At 35.1% G+C, this 20,339-nt stretch carries 27 protein-coding genes and 1 pseudogene; 14 read left to right on the top strand and 14 right to left on the bottom strand.

Annotation, left to right across the window (positions count from 1 at the left end):
- Positions 1-92: 92 nt before the first annotated feature.
- On the bottom strand, positions 93-545 hold the full coding sequence (locus BAU27_RS04460) for an Lrp/AsnC family transcriptional regulator (RefSeq protein WP_071770210.1): 453 nt from the start codon (positions 543-545) through the stop codon (positions 93-95).
- 63 nt (positions 546-608) lie between these two features.
- Here BAU27_RS04460 and BAU27_RS04455 point away from each other — a divergent pair, with 63 nt between their 5' ends.
- The 3 genes from BAU27_RS04455 (at position 609) to BAU27_RS04445 (ending at position 2,136) form a co-directional block, all read left to right on the top strand.
- Complete coding sequence (locus BAU27_RS04455; protein WP_116733438.1) at positions 609-1,082, top strand: carboxymuconolactone decarboxylase family protein; 474 nt, start codon at positions 609-611, stop codon at positions 1,080-1,082.
- Positions 1,083-1,095: 13 nt separating this feature from the next.
- Positions 1,096-1,650 (top strand): cysteine hydrolase family protein, encoded by a 555-nt coding sequence (locus BAU27_RS04450; protein ID WP_071770209.1) that lies wholly within the window; start codon positions 1,096-1,098, stop codon positions 1,648-1,650.
- Positions 1,651-1,737: 87 nt separating this feature from the next.
- Complete coding sequence (locus BAU27_RS04445) at positions 1,738-2,136, top strand: SseB family protein (RefSeq protein WP_071744794.1); 399 nt, start codon at positions 1,738-1,740, stop codon at positions 2,134-2,136.
- A 27-nt stretch (positions 2,137-2,163) separates the two neighbouring features.
- Here the strand turns inward: BAU27_RS04445 and BAU27_RS04440 are convergent, their stop codons facing one another.
- On the bottom strand, positions 2,164-3,084 hold the full coding sequence (locus BAU27_RS04440) for a S66 peptidase family protein (protein WP_071770208.1): 921 nt from the start codon (positions 3,082-3,084) through the stop codon (positions 2,164-2,166).
- A gap of 70 nt (positions 3,085-3,154) precedes the next feature.
- Between BAU27_RS04440 and BAU27_RS04435 the strand changes: the two genes are divergently transcribed.
- Complete coding sequence (locus BAU27_RS04435) at positions 3,155-4,291, top strand: NAD(P)H-dependent flavin oxidoreductase (protein ID WP_071770207.1); 1,137 nt, start codon at positions 3,155-3,157, stop codon at positions 4,289-4,291.
- 17 nt (positions 4,292-4,308) lie between these two features.
- On the opposite strand, the gene dltD is transcribed toward BAU27_RS04435, so the two are convergent.
- The 5 genes from dltD to BAU27_RS04410 form a co-directional block, all read right to left on the bottom strand.
- Positions 4,309-5,484: a D-alanyl-lipoteichoic acid biosynthesis protein DltD gene (gene dltD, locus BAU27_RS04430; protein ID WP_071744797.1), complete on the bottom strand. Its 1,176-nt coding sequence runs from the start codon at positions 5,482-5,484 to the stop codon at positions 4,309-4,311.
- A complete protein-coding gene (gene dltC, locus BAU27_RS04425; RefSeq protein WP_000807310.1) occupies positions 5,481-5,720 on the bottom strand; it encodes a D-alanine--poly(phosphoribitol) ligase subunit DltC in 240 nt (79 codons plus the stop codon). Before dltC ends, dltD begins: the two co-directional genes overlap by 4 nt.
- A gap of 68 nt (positions 5,721-5,788) precedes the next feature.
- Positions 5,789-6,955, bottom strand: coding sequence for a D-alanyl-lipoteichoic acid biosynthesis protein DltB (dltB, locus tag BAU27_RS04420; RefSeq protein ID WP_071770206.1), 1,167 nt, complete (start codon positions 6,953-6,955; stop codon positions 5,789-5,791).
- Positions 6,952-8,466 (bottom strand): D-alanine--poly(phosphoribitol) ligase subunit DltA, encoded by a 1,515-nt coding sequence (dltA, locus tag BAU27_RS04415; RefSeq protein ID WP_071770205.1) that lies wholly within the window; start codon positions 8,464-8,466, stop codon positions 6,952-6,954. The genes dltB and dltA overlap by 4 nt, the downstream gene beginning before the upstream one ends.
- A 12-nt stretch (positions 8,467-8,478) precedes the next feature.
- Complete coding sequence (locus BAU27_RS04410) at positions 8,479-8,625, bottom strand: teichoic acid D-Ala incorporation-associated protein DltX (RefSeq protein WP_000440293.1); 147 nt, start codon at positions 8,623-8,625, stop codon at positions 8,479-8,481.
- A gap of 337 nt (positions 8,626-8,962) precedes the next feature.
- On the opposite strand from BAU27_RS04410, the gene BAU27_RS04405 reads away from it, so the two are divergent.
- The 5 genes from BAU27_RS04405 to BAU27_RS32215 all read left to right on the top strand — a co-directional run bounded on the left by BAU27_RS04405 (position 8,963) and on the right by BAU27_RS32215 (position 12,109).
- Complete coding sequence (locus BAU27_RS04405; protein WP_071770204.1) at positions 8,963-10,132, top strand: M20 metallopeptidase family protein; 1,170 nt, start codon at positions 8,963-8,965, stop codon at positions 10,130-10,132.
- A 232-nt stretch (positions 10,133-10,364) separates the two neighbouring features.
- Complete coding sequence (locus tag BAU27_RS32220; RefSeq protein WP_071744801.1) at positions 10,365-10,535, top strand: hypothetical protein; 171 nt, start codon at positions 10,365-10,367, stop codon at positions 10,533-10,535.
- Positions 10,528-10,974 carry a flavodoxin gene (locus tag BAU27_RS04395; RefSeq protein WP_071770203.1) on the top strand — a complete coding sequence of 149 codons (447 nt, stop codon included), beginning with the start codon at positions 10,528-10,530 and terminating at the stop codon, positions 10,972-10,974. Before BAU27_RS32220 ends, BAU27_RS04395 begins: the two co-directional genes overlap by 8 nt.
- 24 nt (positions 10,975-10,998) lie before the next feature.
- Positions 10,999-11,772 (top strand): hypothetical protein, encoded by a 774-nt coding sequence (locus tag BAU27_RS04390; protein WP_071770202.1) that lies wholly within the window; start codon positions 10,999-11,001, stop codon positions 11,770-11,772.
- A gap of 175 nt (positions 11,773-11,947) precedes the next feature.
- Complete coding sequence (locus tag BAU27_RS32215; RefSeq protein WP_071744804.1) at positions 11,948-12,109, top strand: hypothetical protein; 162 nt, start codon at positions 11,948-11,950, stop codon at positions 12,107-12,109.
- 2 nt (positions 12,110-12,111) lie between these two features.
- On the opposite strand, the gene BAU27_RS04380 is transcribed toward BAU27_RS32215, so the two are convergent.
- The gene (locus BAU27_RS04380) at positions 12,112-13,014 is read right to left on the bottom strand and encodes an aminoglycoside phosphotransferase family protein (protein WP_071770201.1); all 903 of its coding nucleotides are present in this window, start codon (positions 13,012-13,014) and stop codon (positions 12,112-12,114) included.
- Positions 13,015-13,478: 464 nt separating this feature from the next.
- On the opposite strand from BAU27_RS04380, the gene BAU27_RS04375 reads away from it, so the two are divergent.
- Positions 13,479-13,976, top strand: coding sequence for a DAPG hydrolase family protein (locus BAU27_RS04375; RefSeq protein WP_071770200.1), 498 nt, complete (start codon positions 13,479-13,481; stop codon positions 13,974-13,976).
- Positions 13,977-14,232: 256 nt separating this feature from the next.
- Here BAU27_RS04375 and BAU27_RS32210 read toward each other — a convergent pair whose 3' ends face one another.
- The 3 genes from BAU27_RS32210 to BAU27_RS04360 all read right to left on the bottom strand — a co-directional run bounded on the left by BAU27_RS32210 (position 14,233) and on the right by BAU27_RS04360 (position 16,009).
- Entirely contained in the window at positions 14,233-14,382 is a 150-nt protein-coding gene (locus BAU27_RS32210; protein ID WP_002149552.1) for a hypothetical protein, read from the bottom strand.
- Between the two features lie 18 nt (positions 14,383-14,400).
- Positions 14,401-14,574 (bottom strand): hypothetical protein, encoded by a 174-nt coding sequence (locus BAU27_RS04365; RefSeq protein WP_000343684.1) that lies wholly within the window; start codon positions 14,572-14,574, stop codon positions 14,401-14,403.
- A gap of 76 nt (positions 14,575-14,650) precedes the next feature.
- Positions 14,651-16,009 (bottom strand): MATE family efflux transporter, encoded by a 1,359-nt coding sequence (locus tag BAU27_RS04360; RefSeq protein WP_071744807.1) that lies wholly within the window; start codon positions 16,007-16,009, stop codon positions 14,651-14,653.
- A gap of 182 nt (positions 16,010-16,191) precedes the next feature.
- On the opposite strand from BAU27_RS04360, the gene uppP reads away from it, so the two are divergent.
- Positions 16,192-16,983: a bacitracin resistance undecaprenyl-diphosphatase gene (uppP, locus tag BAU27_RS04355; protein WP_071744808.1), complete on the top strand. Its 792-nt coding sequence runs from the start codon at positions 16,192-16,194 to the stop codon at positions 16,981-16,983.
- A 193-nt stretch (positions 16,984-17,176) separates the two neighbouring features.
- Entirely contained in the window at positions 17,177-17,641 is a 465-nt protein-coding gene (locus BAU27_RS04350; RefSeq protein ID WP_071770199.1) for an SRPBCC family protein, read from the top strand.
- Positions 17,642-17,678: 37 nt separating this feature from the next.
- Here the strand turns inward: BAU27_RS04350 and BAU27_RS04345 are convergent, their stop codons facing one another.
- Complete coding sequence (locus BAU27_RS04345) at positions 17,679-18,266, bottom strand: thioredoxin family protein (protein WP_139254603.1); 588 nt, start codon at positions 18,264-18,266, stop codon at positions 17,679-17,681.
- Positions 18,267-18,299: 33 nt separating this feature from the next.
- Positions 18,300-18,731, bottom strand: a complete 432-nt coding sequence (locus tag BAU27_RS04340) for a regulatory YrvL family protein (protein WP_071770198.1) — start codon at positions 18,729-18,731, stop codon at positions 18,300-18,302.
- Positions 18,732-18,893: 162 nt separating this feature from the next.
- Between BAU27_RS04340 and BAU27_RS04335 the strand changes: the two genes are divergently transcribed.
- On the top strand, positions 18,894-19,313 hold the full coding sequence (locus BAU27_RS04335) for a MarR family winged helix-turn-helix transcriptional regulator (RefSeq protein WP_071744812.1): 420 nt from the start codon (positions 18,894-18,896) through the stop codon (positions 19,311-19,313).
- A gap of 136 nt (positions 19,314-19,449) precedes the next feature.
- On the top strand, positions 19,450-19,605 hold the full coding sequence (locus tag BAU27_RS04330) for a hypothetical protein (protein WP_000184933.1): 156 nt from the start codon (positions 19,450-19,452) through the stop codon (positions 19,603-19,605).
- 22 nt (positions 19,606-19,627) lie between these two features.
- Here the strand turns inward: BAU27_RS04330 and BAU27_RS04325 are convergent.
- Positions 19,628-20,068 (bottom strand): annotated as a pseudogene (locus BAU27_RS04325) (dicarboxylate/amino acid:cation symporter); the annotation flags it as partial.
- Between the last annotated feature and the right edge of the window lie 271 nt (positions 20,069-20,339).

The following is a 20,339-nucleotide window of genomic DNA, read 5'->3' as shown; positions in this document are numbered from 1 at the left end:
CCCTTTCTCGAACTTTATGTATTTTAATACATAATATATTATTTTTATTCTTATTGTAAGGGGTTTTTTAATATTTTATGAATAAAAATAAATTAAACTTCTGGGAAGATATGTTCAATATCCGGAGTAAGAGATACTTCTGATAATACGATATGAGAAACTGTCGTTGCATATGAAGAAACATCATTAATAAATTCTTCAAGTTCTACGAGTGAAGGAACAGAAATTTTTACAATATAGCATAAGCTTCCTGTTACTCGGTAACAAAAACTTGCAGGTGGATAAGACTGAATAAACTGTTGCATACGTGTTGTATCACCATTTTTTAAAGTAATTTCTAAAATGCAATCTAAAACGAGTCCAGCTTTCTTATAATCGATATCGATTGTGTATTTTTGAATAACGCCTTCACTTTCGAGTTTACGAACACGTTCTGTAGTAGACGGAGCGGATAAGTTTACTCGTTTTGCTAATTCGCGCATGGAAAGGCGACTATCATTATATAATTCATTTAAAATTTTTCGATCAACACGGTCTAGTTGCATTTGTAAATAAACCTCCAGTGAAATGATATTTTTTGTAAAGGAAAAATATAAATTAAGATTCATATGAAATGTAAAGTGAACTTTATTTATTTTACAATAAAACAGAAGGAAATAGGAGGGGAAATGATGGAGAGGATTTCATTATCAAATGTAGGAGATACAAAGTTTCAAAAGTTATTAGGTCATAATCCTGATATATTACATTCGTGGAGTGCGTTAGAGGATACAATGTACAATAAAGGAACTCTTTCAGCAGAGTTGAAGGAGCAAGTGAGACGAACACTAGCGTATGGGAATGAATGTCCATACTGTATGGCAAAGGGAAGACCTGATGATATGCAAAAGGTAGAAGAAATTAGTGTAGCAGTTACTTTTGCACATACATTTGTCCATGACCGAAAGGCGATAAATGATAATATGTTTCATGTCTTAAAACAATATTGGACGGAAAAAGAAATTGTAGAGCTTTGCACGTATATTTGTTTTATTACTGCGTCGCAGCAACTTGGTTTTCTGTTTCAATTACAGCCCAATTAAATAGGAGGATAGTATGCTTAATCAAGTAGCACTTCTAATCATTGATGTACAAGAAGCATTCAACTTGCCGTACTGGGGCATGAGGAATAACCTTTTCGCGGAAGAAAATATGAAAAGTTTGTTAGAAGAGTGGAGAAAAAGGAAACTACCAGTTTTTCATATTCAACATGTAAATAAAGAAGATGTTCAGTCGATGTTTTATCAATATGCGGAAACGGTGAATTTTAAGGAAGAAGTGAAACCGCTGCCAGATGAGGTGATTATTCAGAAATCTGTTAATAGCGCGTTCATTGGGACAAATTTAGAAGAACAATTAAGAGAGCAAAAATGTAATACTGTAGTGATTGTAGGATTAACAACAAATCATTGTGTGGAGACTACAACACGGATGGCAGGTAATTTAGGATTTACAACGTATTTAGTGAGCGATGCGACGGCTACATTCAATCGTAAAGGTCTGGACGGGATAGAGTATAGTGCAGAGGACATTCACAATATGACACTTGTAAACTTGCATGATGAATTTGCTAAAATCGTTATGACTGAAGATGTCTTAAAATTATTTTAAGAAAATAATTGCGGAATTATGTAGAAAAAAATAAGAATATTTCGTATAATTTAAGTATAATCATTTTGAAAATAGGGGTGGCATCATATGAAGCAAATTCCAGTAAAGAAAATAGAAGAAGTACTCGTTTTAGCAGGAGAGGATAAACAAAAGCAAAAGGAATTTTATGAATTGCTCTTAACAACGGAGTTTTATGTTGCTGGTTCATTAGAAGCAGAGGACGGGGCAACAGAAGGCACACTTCGTTTGCGTCATTTCCAAGGAGAGGACAGATGGATCGTTCCATTCTTTACGCAATTGGAATTTGTAAAAGATGTGTTGCCAGAAGGGACACCCCTTATTACGATACGTGGAAAAGAATTATTTGGTAGCATCGAGAAAGATGCGACAGCTGTATTAAATGTTGGAACAGATATGAGTAAAACATTTATTCCAGAAGAAATCGCAGATATCGCATCTGGACGAATCTTTAATTATTATAAGTAAAAGGAAAAGCTTAGTAGCTTTTCCTTTTTAATTTGAACAAGGAGTGGCTATACCAGTAGAAATAGAAACAGTTTTGTTATTTGTATTTATTGTTGCTGTAGCTCCGAGGGGAATACCGATATTTGGGCTTATATGTCCAATTGGTAAACCGAATAGCACAGGTATATTATATGGTGTGAAATATTCATATAATATTGTTTGCAATGATTGGGATGGTTTAGAAGGGTTGCAGTCGTGACAACTTGTAAAAATTACGCCACTGCATTCATTAAACTGTCCAGATAAAAGTAGTTGATTTAACATCCGGTCAATGCGGTACGGTTCTTCACCAATATCTTCAAGCAATAAAAGTTTATTTGCCGTATTTATCTCATAGGGCGAGCCAATTATACTTGTTAATACAGTTAAATTCCCTCCAACTAATGTGCCTGTAACTGTACATGGAGAGGTAGGTACGATACATTCTGATGCATATAAGATAGATGAATACGGATGGAAAAGTTGATTGAAAGAAGATAAAGAGAGAGAATCTATACCTTTGCCTAATTCTTCAATCATTGGGCCATGAAAAGTAACCAGCTCCGCATAACGTGAAAAAGCGATATGCAAAGCCGTAATATCGCTATATCCCCAAAAAATTTTTGGATTTTGTTGAATAATTTCATATTGAATGTAAGGGAGAAGGCGAGCGCTTCCGTAACCACCCCGTGCACAAAAAACCGCTTTGACCTCAGTATTTGCGAATGCTTCATGTATATCATCAAGACGAACTTGATCACTTCCAGCTAAATATCCATATTTTTCATAAACACTCTTTCCAATTATTACGGATAATCCCATCTCTTTTAATACTTTCACGCCTTTTAAAACATTTTCGGACGTTGGTGGGCCTGATGGAGCGATAACCATTACAGTGTCACCTTGTTTTAATGCATTTGGATAAATCATTGTATTCCCTCCTTCTCTTTCAATATATTCGCGTAGTGATGGTTCAATCCTTGTAAAAGGAGGGGAAAGTATGTCATATAAAGAAGGTATAAGGAAAGTAGGAGGGGAAAAGATGTTTACAAGCCGAGTTACAGAGATCTTACAAGTGAAAAATCCTATTATTCAAGCGGGGATGGCAGGTGCTATTACAACGCCAGAGCTCGTTGCAGCTGTAAGTAATGGCGGAGGGTTAGGTACGCTTGGAGCTGGCTATATGGGCCCAGAAAAAATTCGTGAAGCTATTTATAAGATAAGGGAGTTAACAGATAAACCATTTGGTGTTAATTTACTTTTAACAAAAGAGATAAAGATAGAAGAAGAAAAGGTAAAAGAGGCGAACGTATTACTTGAAGCGGTGAATAGAGAACTAGGTATAGAGGGAGAGCAGGCGCTAAAGCTGCCGAAAAGCTATAAAGCGCAATTACAAGTACTACTAGAGGAAAAGGTACCAGTCGTTAGTTTTGCATTTCAAACGTTAGAAAAAGAAGAAATAGATGATTTGAAAAGGGAAGGGATAAAAGTTATCGGAACAGCTACCCATGTAGCGGAAGCGAAAGCACTTGCTAAGTTAGGGGTAGATATTATCGTCGGGCAAGGTAGCGAGGCAGGAGGGCATAGAGGAACGTTTATCGGGAAAGAACGTGAAGCTATGATTGGTACGTTTGCGTTAATTCCACAATTAGTAGCAGCAGTACCTCATATTCCGATTGTCGCAGCAGGTGGTGTAATGAACGGACAAGGGCTTGTTGCGGCATTTGCGTTAGGGGCAGAAGCTGTTCAAATGGGATCAGCCTTTTTAACGAGTGAAGAAAGTATTACACATGATGCATATAAAGAGGCCGTATTACAAAGTACAGATACGAGTACAACTGTAACCCGTGCGTTTTCCGGGAAATATGCACGGGGTATTCGTAATGAATTTATAGAGAGACATGAAGAAAAAGAAGAAGGGCTTCCGATGTATCCAGTCCAAAATGTATTAACTTCTAAAATACGCCAAGAAGCAGCGAAGCAAAATAAGGGAGAGTATATGTCGCTTTGGGCGGGACAAGCATCATCATTAGCACGAATAGAGCCAGCTCAGCACGTAGTGGAGCGGGTCATGAAAGAAGTAGAAGATGTAATTGAACAATTACAAAATATATATAGAAAAAGACCACTTGAATAATTCAAGCGGTCTTTTCATTAGTTTGTTTTATAAAATTGTTGGATGGCCTCGTCGATGTAAACCCAGCCTTTCCAACCTAAGTGCATATGATCTTTTAAGAAGTACTTATCATATTCATGATTTGAGAAGTCAGCAATTGGATAGCCAGCTTTCTTAATTTGCTCATGAACTTTATTGTAGTATAATTCGCGTTTTTCTTTCGGGAAGCCAGCGTAATCATACCAAGGACCTTTTACAGGAACAGAAATGAAGAGTGGTTTTGCACCAGATTGTTTTAATAAATCAAGTACAATTTGTAAATCCTCATACTCTGGTGATTGGTCATAAGCATCATTTTTTAAGTAACCTTCACGTTGCTTTAATTTCTTCTTAATTTTGCTATTGAAGTAATCATCTTCGATACCATATTCGTTAGAGCCTGATTCTACTGCGCCTGTTTGATCAGCATGCTTACGAGTCTCTTCCCAGTTCATTTGTTTCAATGATGGATCAAGCGTTTCTTTATGCGGCTTAATATCAAACATTGCTGTAAATAAATCTTTACGATCTAAAATGTTACGATAAATATAAGCGAAAGGTTTAGCAGCAAGTGCTTTTACTTTATACTTTGTATCATCGTAGGCGATACCTTCAAGCGAAATTTTTAGTAAAGTTTCTTTTTTTACAATCTCAAAGTTTAATAAACGCTTCGCAATTTGTTTTTTCATTTCAGGTTTTAAATCATCGTTGAAAATGAGGTGGTAACCTTGTTGTTTTGAAAAGTTAGGTGCAAAGTGTGTCTCATCAATACCTTGTGGTACAAACCATTGCGGAGAAAGAACGAATATCATTTTTTTATCTTTCAATTGATCCATTGTAGATGCGAAGTTTAATACATGTACAAGGTCTTGTGTTCCGCCGCGTCCAAGCAGGAATGGTGTGAATCCTTCAGGCTTTACTTTGAAATAGTTCGATGGATGAAAAGCATCCATACGTGCGAATTCCGATGAACCGTACATCGGAAGATATTTCGGATCTGCTAACATCTTTTGCTGTAAAATCATACTTTGAATCTTTTCTTCTTTTAAAGAAGTCGCAGCTTGTTCTACTTTCTCATCACTTAAAAGTGGAAGTAGGAAGCGCGTAGGAATAAGTAAGAATACAGCAAAAAGGGCCAATGCTAAAAGCATCGGACCAAATTTTGCTTTGTTCATCGGATTTCTTCCAACTTCTTAATAACCATATTTGGTGTAGCCCACTCATCACGGTCAAAATCAGAAATAGAAACTTCAATATCTAAACGCTCTTGGAATTCAACTAATAAAGATACTACAGCGAAAGAATCAAGAATACCTTCTTCAAATAATTGAACATCTAAGTTTTCTTTCACAATATCGTTTTCACATACTTCTTCTAAAATATCTAATACTTGTTCTTTGAATTCTGCCATTTTTAAAATCTCCTTTATATCCGAAATATATTATATGTGCAACTTCTTAATAGTATAAGAAGGGTGCATTAAAAGTATCTGTTAAGGTGTCCAGAGAAGATTAGGAAACCGAAACATACAACGTGGAACGTAATTACAATCGCAAGGACATGCGTAAATTTATTATTTGGCCAAAACTTATGCTTCTTGTTTCTTCGTTCGAAAATATCGAACAAGATAAACAAGGCAGCGTGATAAAGACCATAAATAATGTATTGATACACATGCTCACCAGTAATATGCCATATTCCCATGATGAAAAAGTTTAAAAATGCACCGATATACGAAATTGTGTAACGGTTTTTAATTAGCTTTTTCTTCGTTGCAAAAAAGACGAAACGCATGTAAATAAAGTCACGGAACCAGAATGATAAACTCATGTGCCAGCGGTTCCAGAAGTCTTTAATGTTACGACTAATAAATGGTTTATTAAAGTTTTCTGGAGTTTTAATTCCCATCATATAACTTACACCAATTACAAATGAGCTATAACCAGCAAAGTCAAAGAATAAATATAAACTATAGCTATACATGTAGATCATATTTGATAGGATTGTATCTTGCTGAGCGAATGCCGGATCCATAAAATATTGCTTTATTAAGTAAGCAATAATAAATTTATACAAGAAACCTTGGAAAATACGGTTTAGCCCTGTATATAGTAAGTTTTGATATTCTTCTGCACTAGGTGGCTTTTGAATATCTTTTTGGAATCTGCGGTAACGATCGATAGGTCCTGTTGAGATAGCTGGGAAGAATAAAACGAATTCCCAAAAATTAAAGAAGGAAAGCTCTTTAATTAAGCCATCACGAACTTCAAATACCATTTGTACTGCTCTAAATGTTACATAGGACATTCCTAAAAATACGACAAACTTTAGCTCAGGTACAAACGGTGCGATTTTTGCCAAAATAAGCGGTAAAATCGATAAAATAACAGCTATATAAAACCTAGATGTACTATTATTTTGTTTTCTTAATAATAAATAGCCTTTAATAAGGGCGTATTGCCAAATAATAAATGCGGCTAACATTATTGCTTGCTTTGGCTTATCAGAGAAGATAATAACAAGCATTAATAATGTTAAAAAGGCATTATATTTACGCAACATTTTACCTTTTAATCCAGCTATGATAGTAGGTATTAATAAAATGCCCACTATAGCGAAAAAATAAAATGATCCATATGCGGTCATGCTGTAACCTCACTCAATAATTTTTTGCGATCTACCTTTCCATTTGGTGTCATTGGAATAGAAGATTGATACATGAATTTACGTGGAATCATGTAGTTTGGTAATCGCTCATTGAGTTCTTTTTTGATTGCAGATGTTAATTTGAATTCTTTTTCAAATGAATGTTCTCCAGGAACAACAACCGCTAATAAATAATCGTATTTTTCACCTTTTTTAATTGGAACAATAACTGCTCCTTCTACGTAAGAACACGCACGAAGATGATGCTCAATTTCTTCTAATTCCATTCGATAACCATGAAGCTTAATTTGGAAATCAAGACGACCATTATAGAATAGAAGACCATTTTCAACATAGCCAGCATCGCCTGTTTTATAGACGCGCTCACCGTCAATCATAGTAAATGCTTTTTCTGTTAATTCAGGGCTTCCTAAATATCCAACGCTTACGCTTGGACCGACAATTACGATTTCACCTTTTTCACCATCAGGTGCAATCGTACCATCTCCTTTCACAATAAGAAGGCGGCAGTCTGATTTACAGTAGCCAACTGGAAGTGATTTGTATTGATCAAGCACTTCTTCTGTAACGTGAATACCTGTTACAGCGACAGTAGCTTCTGTTGGACCATAAGTGTTCATAATTGTTGCTTTTGGGAAACGCTCAATTAATTTTCTAGCCACTTCATTTGGTAATACTTCACCGCAGAATAAGAATGTTTTCATGTTTGGTAGCATACTCTCAGAGAAAGATGCTTCCATTAAACACATTTCTGCGAAAGATGGTGTCGAAGTCCATACTTGTATATCCGATTGCTCTAAAGAAGCAAACAAGTCTTTTGGACGTGCAATCATATCTTTATCGATTGCCCAAAGTGTACCACCTGTTACTAATGATGGGTAAATATCCATTACAGATAAATCGAATGAGAAAGGTGCTTGATTTAAGAATACTTGCCCTGTTTGTAAGTTGAAATCTTCTACAGCCCATTTTGTAAAGCTAACAAGGCAGTTATAAGTAATCTGAACCCCTTTCGGATTACCTGTACTTCCTGATGTGTAAATAATGTAGAAGTTCTCATCACCTTTTACCGCATGTTCAGGATTTGGAGTTTTCCCTTTATGAGTAAAGAAAATATCTTTTAAGTTGTCTTCACTTACAATGCGAACGGGTAAATCAGTTACAGTTACTTCGGTCCCTGATAAAAGTAATTTCGCACCAGAATTTTCAGCGATACGTTGTACACGATCAGCTGGGATAGATAAATCTACAGGAATGTAAGCATGTCCAGCTTTTACACATCCTAAAAAGTTAATAATCATTTCAGGTTGCATATGGCCATACACCATAATTGGTGAACGATCATCTGGATACTCAGAAGAAATCCAATGTGCTAACGCATCAGAATCTTCCTTTAATTGTTTGTACGTAATTTTCGCATCTCGCCAAACAAAAGCGGTTTGATCAGGCGTTTCTGCAGCCCACTTTTCAATTTGTTCTAATAACTTCATAACGTTCCCACCCTAGAATTCATTGTAAATAAATGTACTTGTGTTTGTATCATGGAATCCATACAACCAAAGTAATGCAAATAAAATTGCAAGGTAATAAACCGTTTTTGCAACCCATTGTGTGAGTGGTCGAGACCATATCTCTTTTAATCTTTCCATGTCTTTCCCTCTCTTAATGAAATAATAGCTCTTTGTAGGTATCATGTCCTACATTATTGTGAAAAAAACAAAATTCCACATTTTAGGTAAAAATAAGACAAAAGGCTCTTTTCTGATATTAGCACTAAATACTAAAAAAGAAAATCCCTAACTTAGCAATTATATTACATTCAGCATGAATTTGTAATGGGTTTGACATGTAAATAGAAAGTGGATTGTATGAATACATAAAAGTGGATTATAAGAATACGCGAAAATATAATATTTGTTTCCTATTAATCGGTAGAGACTGAGCAAACTTTAAATTTCTAGATCCTATTAAAAGGAGGGAATTATCATGAATAGAGTGTGGAAGAGTCTTATTTCGGAAGAAAATATAATGAAATGGAGACGGCATTTCCATAAGTATCCGGAATTATCGTTTTATGAAAAAGAAACTTCACAATTTATATATGATACATTATGCTCATTTTCTTCTTTTGAAGTAACGAGACCAACGCAGTACAGTGTGCTAGCAATTAAAAGAGGAAGGCAACAAGGGAAAGTAGTTGCGATTCGAGCTGATATAGATGCGTTACCAATTCAAGAGGAGACAAGGAAACCTTATACGTCTATGAATAAAGGAATAATGCATGCATGCGGGCATGATGCTCACGCAGCTATTTTGTTAAGTACAGCAGAGGCGCTATCAAATATAAAGGAAGATTTTGATGGTGAGATTCGTCTATTCTTTCAGCACGCAGAGGAAGTGTACCCTGGTGGCGGACAAGAAATGGTAGAGGCCGGTGTTATGGACGGCGTTGATTATGTAATAGGTTTGCATGTTATGTCTGGATTGGAGAGCGGGAAAATAGGTATTGTATATGGTCCTATGATGGCAGCGCCAGACGTGTTTACAATTGAAATTTTAGGAAAGGGCGGTCATGCGGCACGGCCAGAAGAAACGATAGATCCTATCGCTATCGGAGCACAGATTATTACAAACTTACAATATATCGTATCAAGAAACACAAGTGCTTTTATGCATAGGGTAGTGTCAGTAACACAATTTCATGGGGGAATGGCCGATAATATCATTCCTAGTGCAGCAACTTTAATGGGAACTGTTCGATCTTTTAATCAAACATTAAGAGCGGAAGCAAAAGAGAAAATTGAGCAAATTGTGAAAGGAATTACAGAAGCACATGGAGGGGATTATACATATACGTATCGTTACGGATATGATCCAGTTGTTAATAATGAGTACATTACAAAAATAGTAGAAGAAAGCGCGATGAAATTGTTCGGAAATCAGCGTATTGTGCATCTTGAACCTTCTATGGGAGGAGAAGATTTTTCTGCATATTTAAGAAAAGCACCTGGCTGTTTCATTAAATTAGGAACAGGGAATACAAATATGGATACTTGTTATCCCCATCATCATCCGAAATTTGATGTGGATGAATCGGCTTTAATTTATGGAGTAGAATTATTTTTAGAAACAACGATAAGGTTACTAAAATCATAGAAAAGTAAAAAAAAAGCAACTGCGCTCTATCGCAGTTGCTTCTATTTCTTCCGTCAGAGAGGGCTGAGAAAGAACTATGCTCATTTATAGTATATGAATAGCTAACGGACAAGCTTGTACATTTTAACTATTTTTTTAAAAATAGTTATTGACTTTGATAATCAATTTCAATTAATCTAATGATATAATTGAAATTGATAATTATTATCAATGAAACAGATGAGGAACTTTAATGAGAAAAACATTTCACCTTTTACGAAGGGGATTAGAAAATAAAAATAAAGATGTCGATAAGCATATTGAGTGGCAACGAAATGTAATTCGTTCTGAATATGCAGACGAGAAGAATACAAGTCAAACAGAAAAAGCGATACATAGTAAAGGGAGAGATTCAGTTGAGTAAGTTAATAATGATTTATGCAAGTATGAGTGGAAATACAGAGGAAATGGCCGATCATATTGCGGGTGTGATTCGTGAAACAGAAAATGAGATTGAAGTCATTGATATTATGGATACACCAGAAGCTTCTATATTAGAACAATATGATGGTATTATTTTAGGAGCCTATACTTGGGGAGACGGTGACCTTCCTGATGATTTCTTAGATTTTTATGATGCAATGGATGCGATTAACTTAACTGGTAAAAAAGCAGCAGCATTCGGTTCTTGTGACTCGGCTTATCCGAAATACGGTGTAGCGGTTGATATTTTAATAGAAAAGCTGCAGGAGCGCGGGGCAGCAGTTGTGTTAGAAGGACTAAAAGTAGAGTTAACGCCAGAAGATGAAGATGTAGAGAAATGTTTACAGTTTGGAGCTGAATTTGTAAAACACCTTTCTTAATGGCAGAAGGGAGATGAAGAGCAATTGCATGAGAGAATCTCAATTAAAACGATGACAGATTATCATTTATATGATTTTATGCGTTGTCCACATAAATTTTATTTCCGTCATATAAAAAGAAGAGAACCATCTTCATTTGAATGGCAACAAATAGCACAAATGATTGTGAATCAAATTATTAATGAGTATTACACACTACCAGCGGGCCAACAAACGAAAATTTTACTTTTAATATTAATAGAGAAATATTGGAAAAAAGTAAGGGTTAATATGTTTGCTTCCAAAGCAGAGTACTATATTGTTTTAGCGAAGTTAACAGATCACTTATTACAGTTTGTTGAAAGAGCTGAGTGTCAGGCGCCACCGTTATTTTTATATGAGAAGTTTCGAACATATATGGAAGAGTTAGGTGTTCATATTTCATTGACATTTGAAGTTGGTGAGTGGAGTACAGAATCATTTACAATTAAAAAGTATGTTGTCGATGCGGATGAGGAAATGCTTGCTCTTTGTCAGAAGCTAATGACTGTATTTAGTTATAAAGCTTTCGGCATTCTTCCTGGAAAAATCGAAGTTATTAATTTAATAGAAGGAACTAAGTATGAGTACATTCCAAAACAGGAAGATATTATAACTGGAATGGATGATTTATTTAGAATGAAAGAAATGCTGCAACAACCTGAACACTACACAGAGCGTAATTATCGTTCAGAGTGTATGAGCTGTGCCTTTCGTAGTGAATGCCAAGTAGAAGAGGCAAAAGAGAAAGTGTTGCAGAAGAAAAATATTGTACATTAAAGGATGCAATTTTGCATCCTTTTTATTATTGACATGAAAAGCTTTTCATCATTTACGGTATATTTGTAGTAAATTTTATCCCGCTATTTTGGGGTCGCCCGATTGGTGAGGGCTGATAATCAATAGGGGATCCCCCCTTGATTAAAGTTTCACTTTATAAGAGGAGGAATAATTAATGAAAGATGAAACGAAAGTATTTCAATGGTTAAAAGAACAAAATGCTCCTTTTGGAATTCAACTGCAAATTTTACAGGCGTTTCAACTGTATAAAGTCATTGTTGAAATGGATAAAAAGTTAATGATGTATGAAGAGAGGGACTATAGGGAGAGAATGTAATCTCATCCCTGCAGTATCACTTTCAGTTGATCTGTACTCGCTATGAATTCAAGCTCATTTTTTGTTTCAAAGTTATAAATAATATTATGTAGTAAAGGGCTGTATTGATAAAAGGTAGTGATACGGTGAATAAGTAATGGATCATTGTGAGAAATAAGGGAACAGTATTGTTCATATACAGATGTAGTAAATTCATGTCCGAAATCATAATATAGCCCGGCAAAATCAAAAGCGGGATCGCCAATTTGAGCATCTCCAAAATCGATAACACCTGAAATGGTTTTGTTCAGGGTGTTAAATAAAATGTGATGATGTGTAAAGTCAGCATGAATAACTGTATTTTGAAAGGTAGATTTAGCTATATTGGCAAAGAAATTTTCGAATAGACGATTTAAGGCTGATTTTTGGAGTGAAGTAAGACTGTTAGTAACATACTGATTTAATTTTGTTTGTAGCACTTTCCAGTAGGTAAGTGTTTTTTCGATAGAAAATCCTAATGGTTTAACATGTTTTAAAGGAATGCTATGTAGAGCCGCAAGGAAAGTAGCTAATTGTGCAATAATTATTGTCCGTTCTTTTTGCTCTAACTTCGTAACTATTTCTGTTTTTAACGGTTCACCGTGAATGAGAGTATAGTAACTACAAAGCGGAGCAGTATCAGTATCATTTTTATATAATAGGCAATACTGTGGAACCTCGATTTCTTGTAGCGAATGAGAGAGAAGTTTGCATAGTTCCTTTTCTAAAGGAATCCGCTTTGCATATTCAAGTTTTCGCGGGAAACGAAATAGTAGTTCATCATTTACTATAGCCGCTATGTTATCCCAGCCTTCTTCATTTTGTTTATATGAGTGTATAGAAAGATTAGGCAGAGCTTCTTTTATATATTGTTTGTAAGAGTCCATAATTGTTCCTCGTTTCTAAGTTAAAATTAGGGTATTCCAGTTTATGATATCAGAATATTCCCTCTATATGTAACGCTTTTGGTTTGTTCATATAAAGTGGCAGTTTTATCCCGCTATTTGTCGGGCAGTAAAACTTGCACTTCAAAATTCGGCTGGAGCAAAGAAGTTCGGTGGGAGCCTTACTGCCGGTAAACGCCCGATTGATGTGGGCTAATAATCAGTAGAGGACGAACAAAATCCTCACCGATTAAAGTTTCACTTTATAGATCAGTATGAGCTATACGTAAATCAGTATATGAATTTTTAAATTTTTTCCTCCTAAATTTTTTTAGACATATTTTCATAAGGTGTTCAGAATACAACAGATCAGCTATTTCTGTTTATTGAACGCATGCGATACACAAACTATAATAATAAATATAAATAACCGACACTATGTCGGTTAAAAGATAGGGGGTACAAAAATGAAAAACCAAGTATCAATAGTAGTTGAACATGCATTGAATGACCTAACACCAGAAATGATTGACTGGTGGTGGGATAATATTGATAACTCTGAACGATATAAACTATGGCATCCAGAAGAACATGTGGATTTTAAGTGGTTAGTTGACCCTAAAGTACATGGACACGTAGGAGCCATATCAGCTTCGATTGAATCTGCGGGAGATGGACTAGAATTCCCGCTAAGAATTAGATGGGAAGATCCTAAAGATTGTCCTATAAATACCCATTACAGCCATGTTTTAATGGGTTCATGTTTAGATGATGATGAAGATGTAATTTCACAAGTAATACATCAATACGAAAAATCCGAAAACGGTACAGTAATGACTTCTACATTCATTTTCCCGAAAGGATTACCACCATTTATTAATCTAAGTGGTTTATATAAACACAATGTAGAAGAAATGAGTCAATTCAGTATATTTTTACCGAAACTTTTTGCAGAAAATCTGTAAGATAACTTAACAGCTTTTACTTGTAATAAGTGACTAACTAGAAAACAAATGGGCCTTCAATGTTTTAGATACGTCTAAAATACTGGGGGCCGTCAATATAAAATCAATCCCTTGCCACTTTACTTCTTCTGGGTAATGTACGCTTCTCTTCAAATGAAAAACCCCTCCGTTGAATTTACATACTTAGTATGCGAATTCAACGGAGGGGTTTTTTCATGTACCACTATTCGGGTGCACTTCAAAGAGTAAATGGATTTTAAAGATTTTCATTTTGTTGCCCAAGTTCTTTTTGAGCAATGTATAAGTTTCCTTGCTCAACTTGTTTCAGTGTATGGACAGAATCTCCTGCATATCCTTTTTCTGTTTTAACAGTTCTTTTTGAACGATTAGATTCTTGTTTCTTCATATAATAGGCCACCTTTCATTAAAAATAGACGAAAATGATGAGTACGAGTAATACAGCTGCAAAAATGGTAATGCCCATTAAAAAAGAGGTGTTTTTATATTTCGGTGGCTTATGTACATCTTGCCGATATCCAGGTGAAATTTCAGGGGCGAATTCTTCATCGAATGATTGTTTCTTTTGTTTTTCGTCCATATGTATCCACCTTTCTTTTTCATTATGTTACACGTTACAAGAAAAAATATGCATGAAGAAAACAGCCGGTATATCATTAGCGGCTGTTTTGCGTTGTATATTTTCTCTGAACTTGAAAGAGACGGATAAGCAGGAAGATTGCTCCAAATGCTAGACCGATAATAAGGCCGATCCAATACCCTTTTGCTGCCCAATCAGTATAAGTTGCTAATATGTAGCCAAGAGGTAGACCGATTACCCAATAGGCGATCAATGTCATAATTAAGGCAACATTTACATCTTTATAACCACGAAGTGCTCCTTGTACTGGAGTTGCAATCGCATCTGAAATTTGAAACAAAATCGCGAAGATAAGAAATTCTTTTGCTAAATGGTGGACATTTGCATCTGTCGTATAAATAGAAGCGATTTCATCATCAAAGAAGTAGAGAAGGATTGAATATAAAAGAGCAAAAGCAAGAGCTAAACCAATGCCGATAAATCCATATTGCTTTGCAGTATTGTATCGTTTTGCCCCGACTTCAAATCCAACGGCTATCGTCATTGCCATTGCTAAACTTAAAGGGGTCATATACAACAAGGAAGCAAAGTTCATAGCCGCTTGATGTGCTGCTATTGTTGTCGTACTAAAATTACTCATCATAAGTGTTACCGCAGCGAAAATACTTGTTTCAAAAAAGATAGCAAATCCGATAGGGACACCAAGTTTCAGGAATTCCTTCCAGCTTGTAAGGGAAGGGCGGTATAACTGTTTAAAGATATTGAAAGAAGCGAAAGGCTCTTTCGTACGAATAATAATGACTGTAATAATTAAAATACACCAATATGTTGCTGCAGAAGCGATTGCCGCACCAACACCACCAAGTTTTGGAAAGCCAAAGTTACCAAAAATTAATAAGTAATTTAATACTACGTTAATTGGTAATGATAGTAATGTAATAATCATTGTTGTCCGAGTTTTTCCTAATGCATCAACAAATCCACGTAAGACGGTGTAAGTAAATAAAGGGATAATTCCAATCGCGATAATACTTAAAAATTGTGCTGCAATACGTTCCACAGGTTCTTCTAATTGCATGCCATTTAAAATAGGTGAAACAGTGAAGAATCCGATAAGGATAACAACGAAACTAGCACAAATTGCTAAATATACTGCTTGTATGACAACGTGGGGAACGTCCTCTTTTTTCTTTGATCCAACGAGCTGTGCAACAATAGGAGTAGTAGCTATTAAAATACCTGTTAATCCCGTACTAACTGGAAGCCATATACTTGTTCCGATAGCAACACCCGCTAAATCAGTAGGACTTGCATGTCCTGACATTGTCGTATCAAAAAAGCTCATCGCAAATAATGACATTTGCGTTACAAAAATCGGGAAAAAGAGTAATACGAATTGCTTTAACTTTTGTGAGAATGAAGTAGTTTCTTTCATAAAATCCCCTTTCAACGTAAAAAACAAACTCTTACTATCATACAATTTAATCGAAAAATAGAAAAGAAATACGCGTATACAACAAATGCAATCAATAAAAAAAGGATGCACTTTGAAAAGGGATAAGGTATTATGATAAGGTGTGAAAAAATTACATATTCGTTATTAAGGAGGCACTACTTGTGGCTGATTGGTTAATTGGAATAATCATGGGTGCTGTTGAAGGTTTAACAGAGTTTTTACCAGTTTCATCAACAGGACATATGATTTTAACAGGTCATTTACTTGGATTTGACGATGAGAGAGCGAAAGTTTTCGAAGTTGTTATCCAATTGGGATCGATTTTAGCAGTTGTTGTTATATTTTGGAAGCGTTTATGGTCATTAGTCGGAATAGGGAAAGTAACAGATGGACCATCGTTAAATTTATTACATATTATTATCGGGATGATTCCTGCCGGAATTCTTGGTGTATTATTCCATAGTGCAATTAAAGAAGTTTTATTCGGTCCAGGACCGGTTGTTATTAGCTTAGTAGCTGGTGGTATTTTAATGATTGTTGCTGAGAAGTTTTCAAAACCAAGTACAGCGAGAACGTTAGATGAAATCACATATAAGCAAGCATTTACAATTGGGATGTTCCAATGTTTAGCACTTTGGCCAGGATTTTCTCGTTCTGGATCTACAATAAGTGGTGGTTTGCTAGCTCGTGTTTCACATACAGCGGCAGCGGAATATACGTTTATTTTAGCAGTGCCAATGATGGTAGCTGCAAGTGGATTAGATTTAATTAAAAGCTGGGATATTTTAAGCACGGCTGATATACCATTATTTGCAACTGGATTTATTACAGCATTTGTTGTTGCGATGCTTGCAATCGTGTCATTCTTAAAATTATTAGCTCGTGTAAAACTAACACCGTTCGCTTATTATCGTTTCATTTTAGCAGCGGTATTCTATTTCTTCCTTATGTAAGAATAAATTATCGGAAATACCCTATAGATTAGACGCTTGAAAAAGGTCAATTCTATAGGGTATTTCTTTTATAGCAGGAGAAAATAAAAATTTTGCTCTCATTTACTTGTATTTCACTATGTAAAATATGACATAATGATTTTAGTATATTTATATAAATAAAATTCATAGGGTATTTGAGAGGAGCAGTTTAGTGAGTTTTGCAATAGAAATAGTAATTCCAGTACCAATTGATGTTGTGTTTGATTATGTAAATAATGATGAGAAAATAATGGAATGGAGTACCTTTATGGTAGAAAATAGGTATCCTCCAAATGTAGATATAAACAATCCCCGTGAAGGTGATAAATATGTATCTGTGCAAAAGATGGGTAAGAAAATATATGAGTTTGAGGCGGAAATTTTAGAGTGTGAAGCACCTTATATCGTATCAATTGGATGTGAAATGAAGCAAGGTTATACTGCCGTAACTTATATGTTAGAAGAGGATGAAGAAGGTACATCGCTTACTTTAATCGTAGAATTTGAACCGAAGAATTTTTTATATAAGATTATGTACAAGTTGACTGGATGGATGACGCGTGCGGTATATATGGGTGAGATGGAGCGTTTAGCAGAGTGCGTAGATGCTGCATATTCTCAGAAAAAAAGATTATAATTTAGTAAAATAAAAACCTGCCGAAATCGGCAGGTTTTTATTTTACTACTTTTTCAATCATGCTTTCCATTACATGTTCCCAAAGAGAAGTATCATCAGCTAAGGTAGCACGGAAATTAGCATACATTTCTTTTTGTTTTTCCTCGAATGTTGGATCTTCTTTTTCAGGCAGTGTAGCACGCATGGAAGTTACTAATTCTTGTACTTTTGGAGCGCGTGGTCCAAAGACGGCTTGTTCATTTCCGTCTTTATCAATGAAAATAAAGATTGGAATGGCGCGGGCTGTTCCATTTGTTAAATATTGATCCATTAATTCTAAGTTTTCATCACGAATTAATAATCGCATATCAATATTTGCAACTTCAGAAATTCGTTTCATAACAGGTACGCATAAAAGAGCGTCGCCGCACCAGTCAGCTGTTAATACGATAACGCGCCAGCCATCATTTTGACGTTCTTCTAAAACTGGAAGTAATTCATTTGGAATTAAAAAGTTATTGTAAATGTGTAGTAGCTCGTATTGGTTTACTTTCATTTCATTCACATATGTATCAAAGGACATGCCTTTATCAGCCCATTGTAGTAAGTTCATAAGTAACACCTCTTTAGTATGATTTGTTTTTATTGTACCAATTTTTATATAGAAAAGCTTGTATTCTTACTCTTTCTTATCACTAAATAATTTATTTAGTGTGTAAAGGAATAGTGCGACATATAGTTCAGCTATGTTGGACATTTGTACGCTCTCTATCCAGTCGTCGGCAGTATGAATGACGAACCAATCTAGTGTAATTTCAATAATGGAGAGAAGAGCAATTGAGAGCCAATTGGGCATACTTGTCATCATTGGATGTAGGAGCACTTTAAAGAAAATGAATATAAAATATGTAATACCATCTAATAAAAGAATAAGTAAAAAAAAGAGTAGGAGAGCTGTTCTTGATGAATATTCTATACCTGTAATTTGAAAGATTCCTACATATACAAAGAATATAAATGCAAAGAATATAATGAGAATAAGAATAACAACAACAATAATAATAGTCTTATCTTTTAGACTGAGATTAGAAAATTTGTCTTCTTCACTCATTATCCCAACTCCTTTTTCTGGAAAATCAATTTCATTGTACCATGAAATATCTGTTAAAAAACTACGGATTATGGGAAAATAAGGTGACAAAAAGTAAGATTTCATGTAAAATTATTAATAAGGTTTTTATTTAACTAAATGAAATAAAAGGGGCTGTCAAAGTTGTCTCAAAATCGAGAGCAATTAATGGAAGAACTATCGACAAATGTTTTTGCTATGTTTCGCACGTTGCGTAATGATATTGGAAAAATATTTGGTGGTTACATACCGTGGAATGAGTTCATCGTCCTTAGAATATTGAATCGCACGAATAAAGAAATGGTATCACGTGTAGCGAATGAGTTAAATGTGTCGAATAGTCATATTACAGCCGTTACAGAAAAATTAATTAATAAAGGTTTTGTCACTCGTTCACGTTCTACGTCAGATCGCCGAGTTGTATATTTAGAGATTACAGAACAAGGGAAAGATTTAGTGGCGAAAATGGAAGAGGAGAAAAAGAAATATTTACAAGAAAGATTCTCTGCACTTTCAGAAGACGAAATGAATGTAATGATATCTATTTCTAAAAAACTTATTTAAATAATTATAAGTAAGAAAACGCTTACGTAATGACAAAGAAGGCCTTCCTTATATAGGGGAGGTCTTCTTTCGTATGTAAAAGATTATAAAAAAGAAAATATGTACCATACTACTAGTAAAGGAAGGAGGTAGAAATATGACGAATCGTAATGGTAGTAAAGGTAGCGGAAATCAAGGTTCACCAAAATCAGGACAATTCCAGCAGGAGTTTAGTACTGAATTTGAAACAGGTAATGATAACAAAGGAAAAGAATATCGTTCGAAAAAAGGAAGCAAATCAAAAAAGGAGTGAGATAATTCACTCCTTTTTTGATTTAAGATGCTGCCGATTGATCTGTATTATATTTTTCTTCTGATTTCGCGACAATCATTGCGCAAATTGCATCATCGGAAATATTTACAGCTGTTCTAGACATATCTAGGATGCGATCAATACCGATAATTAAAGCAATACCTTCTACTGGTAGGTTTACTTGATTTAAAACCATCGTAAGCATTACAAGCCCAACACCTGGTACACCAGCAGTGCCGTCCATATTAATCGTTGCACCTAGTGGTTGTACAAAAGAGCTTATCGCTTTTGGAACTCCAAGTTTTTCTTGTGCAGTTTTCATTGCAAATGGAAGAGATGCATTAGAGCTAGATGTACTAAATCCAATTGCCATTACCGGTCCAAAATGTTTAAAGAAACGAATAATACTTTCTTTTGCCAGTACTTTTAATAAGCCGCCGTATACGAAGACACCGTGAATAATGTTGTTTTTATAGATTTGTGAAACAGGCATTTCTGCTGAGAAATAGGGATAAGAAAATAAAAAAATAAGACCATCACATATAGGATGGTCAAGGGAAGGGGACAATTTATGTCAATTTAATTAGGGATGGAAGTTGCTTCTAGACACTGGGGAATGTCTTATAAATTAGGGAGGAACAACTTCGATACATATACTATAAAAGGTGGATGTGACCTAGATGTGAACATGGAGTGAAAGAGAGAGGGAGTTTCAAATAAAAGATAGAGTAAAC

The organism is Bacillus sp. NH11B (assembly GCF_001884205.1).
GTDB classification, from domain to species: Bacteria; Bacillota; Bacilli; order Bacillales; family Bacillaceae_G; genus Bacillus_A; species Bacillus_A proteolyticus.
Note: the sequence above shows the minus strand (reverse complement) of the source record. Positions and strands in the feature narration are given on the sequence as shown.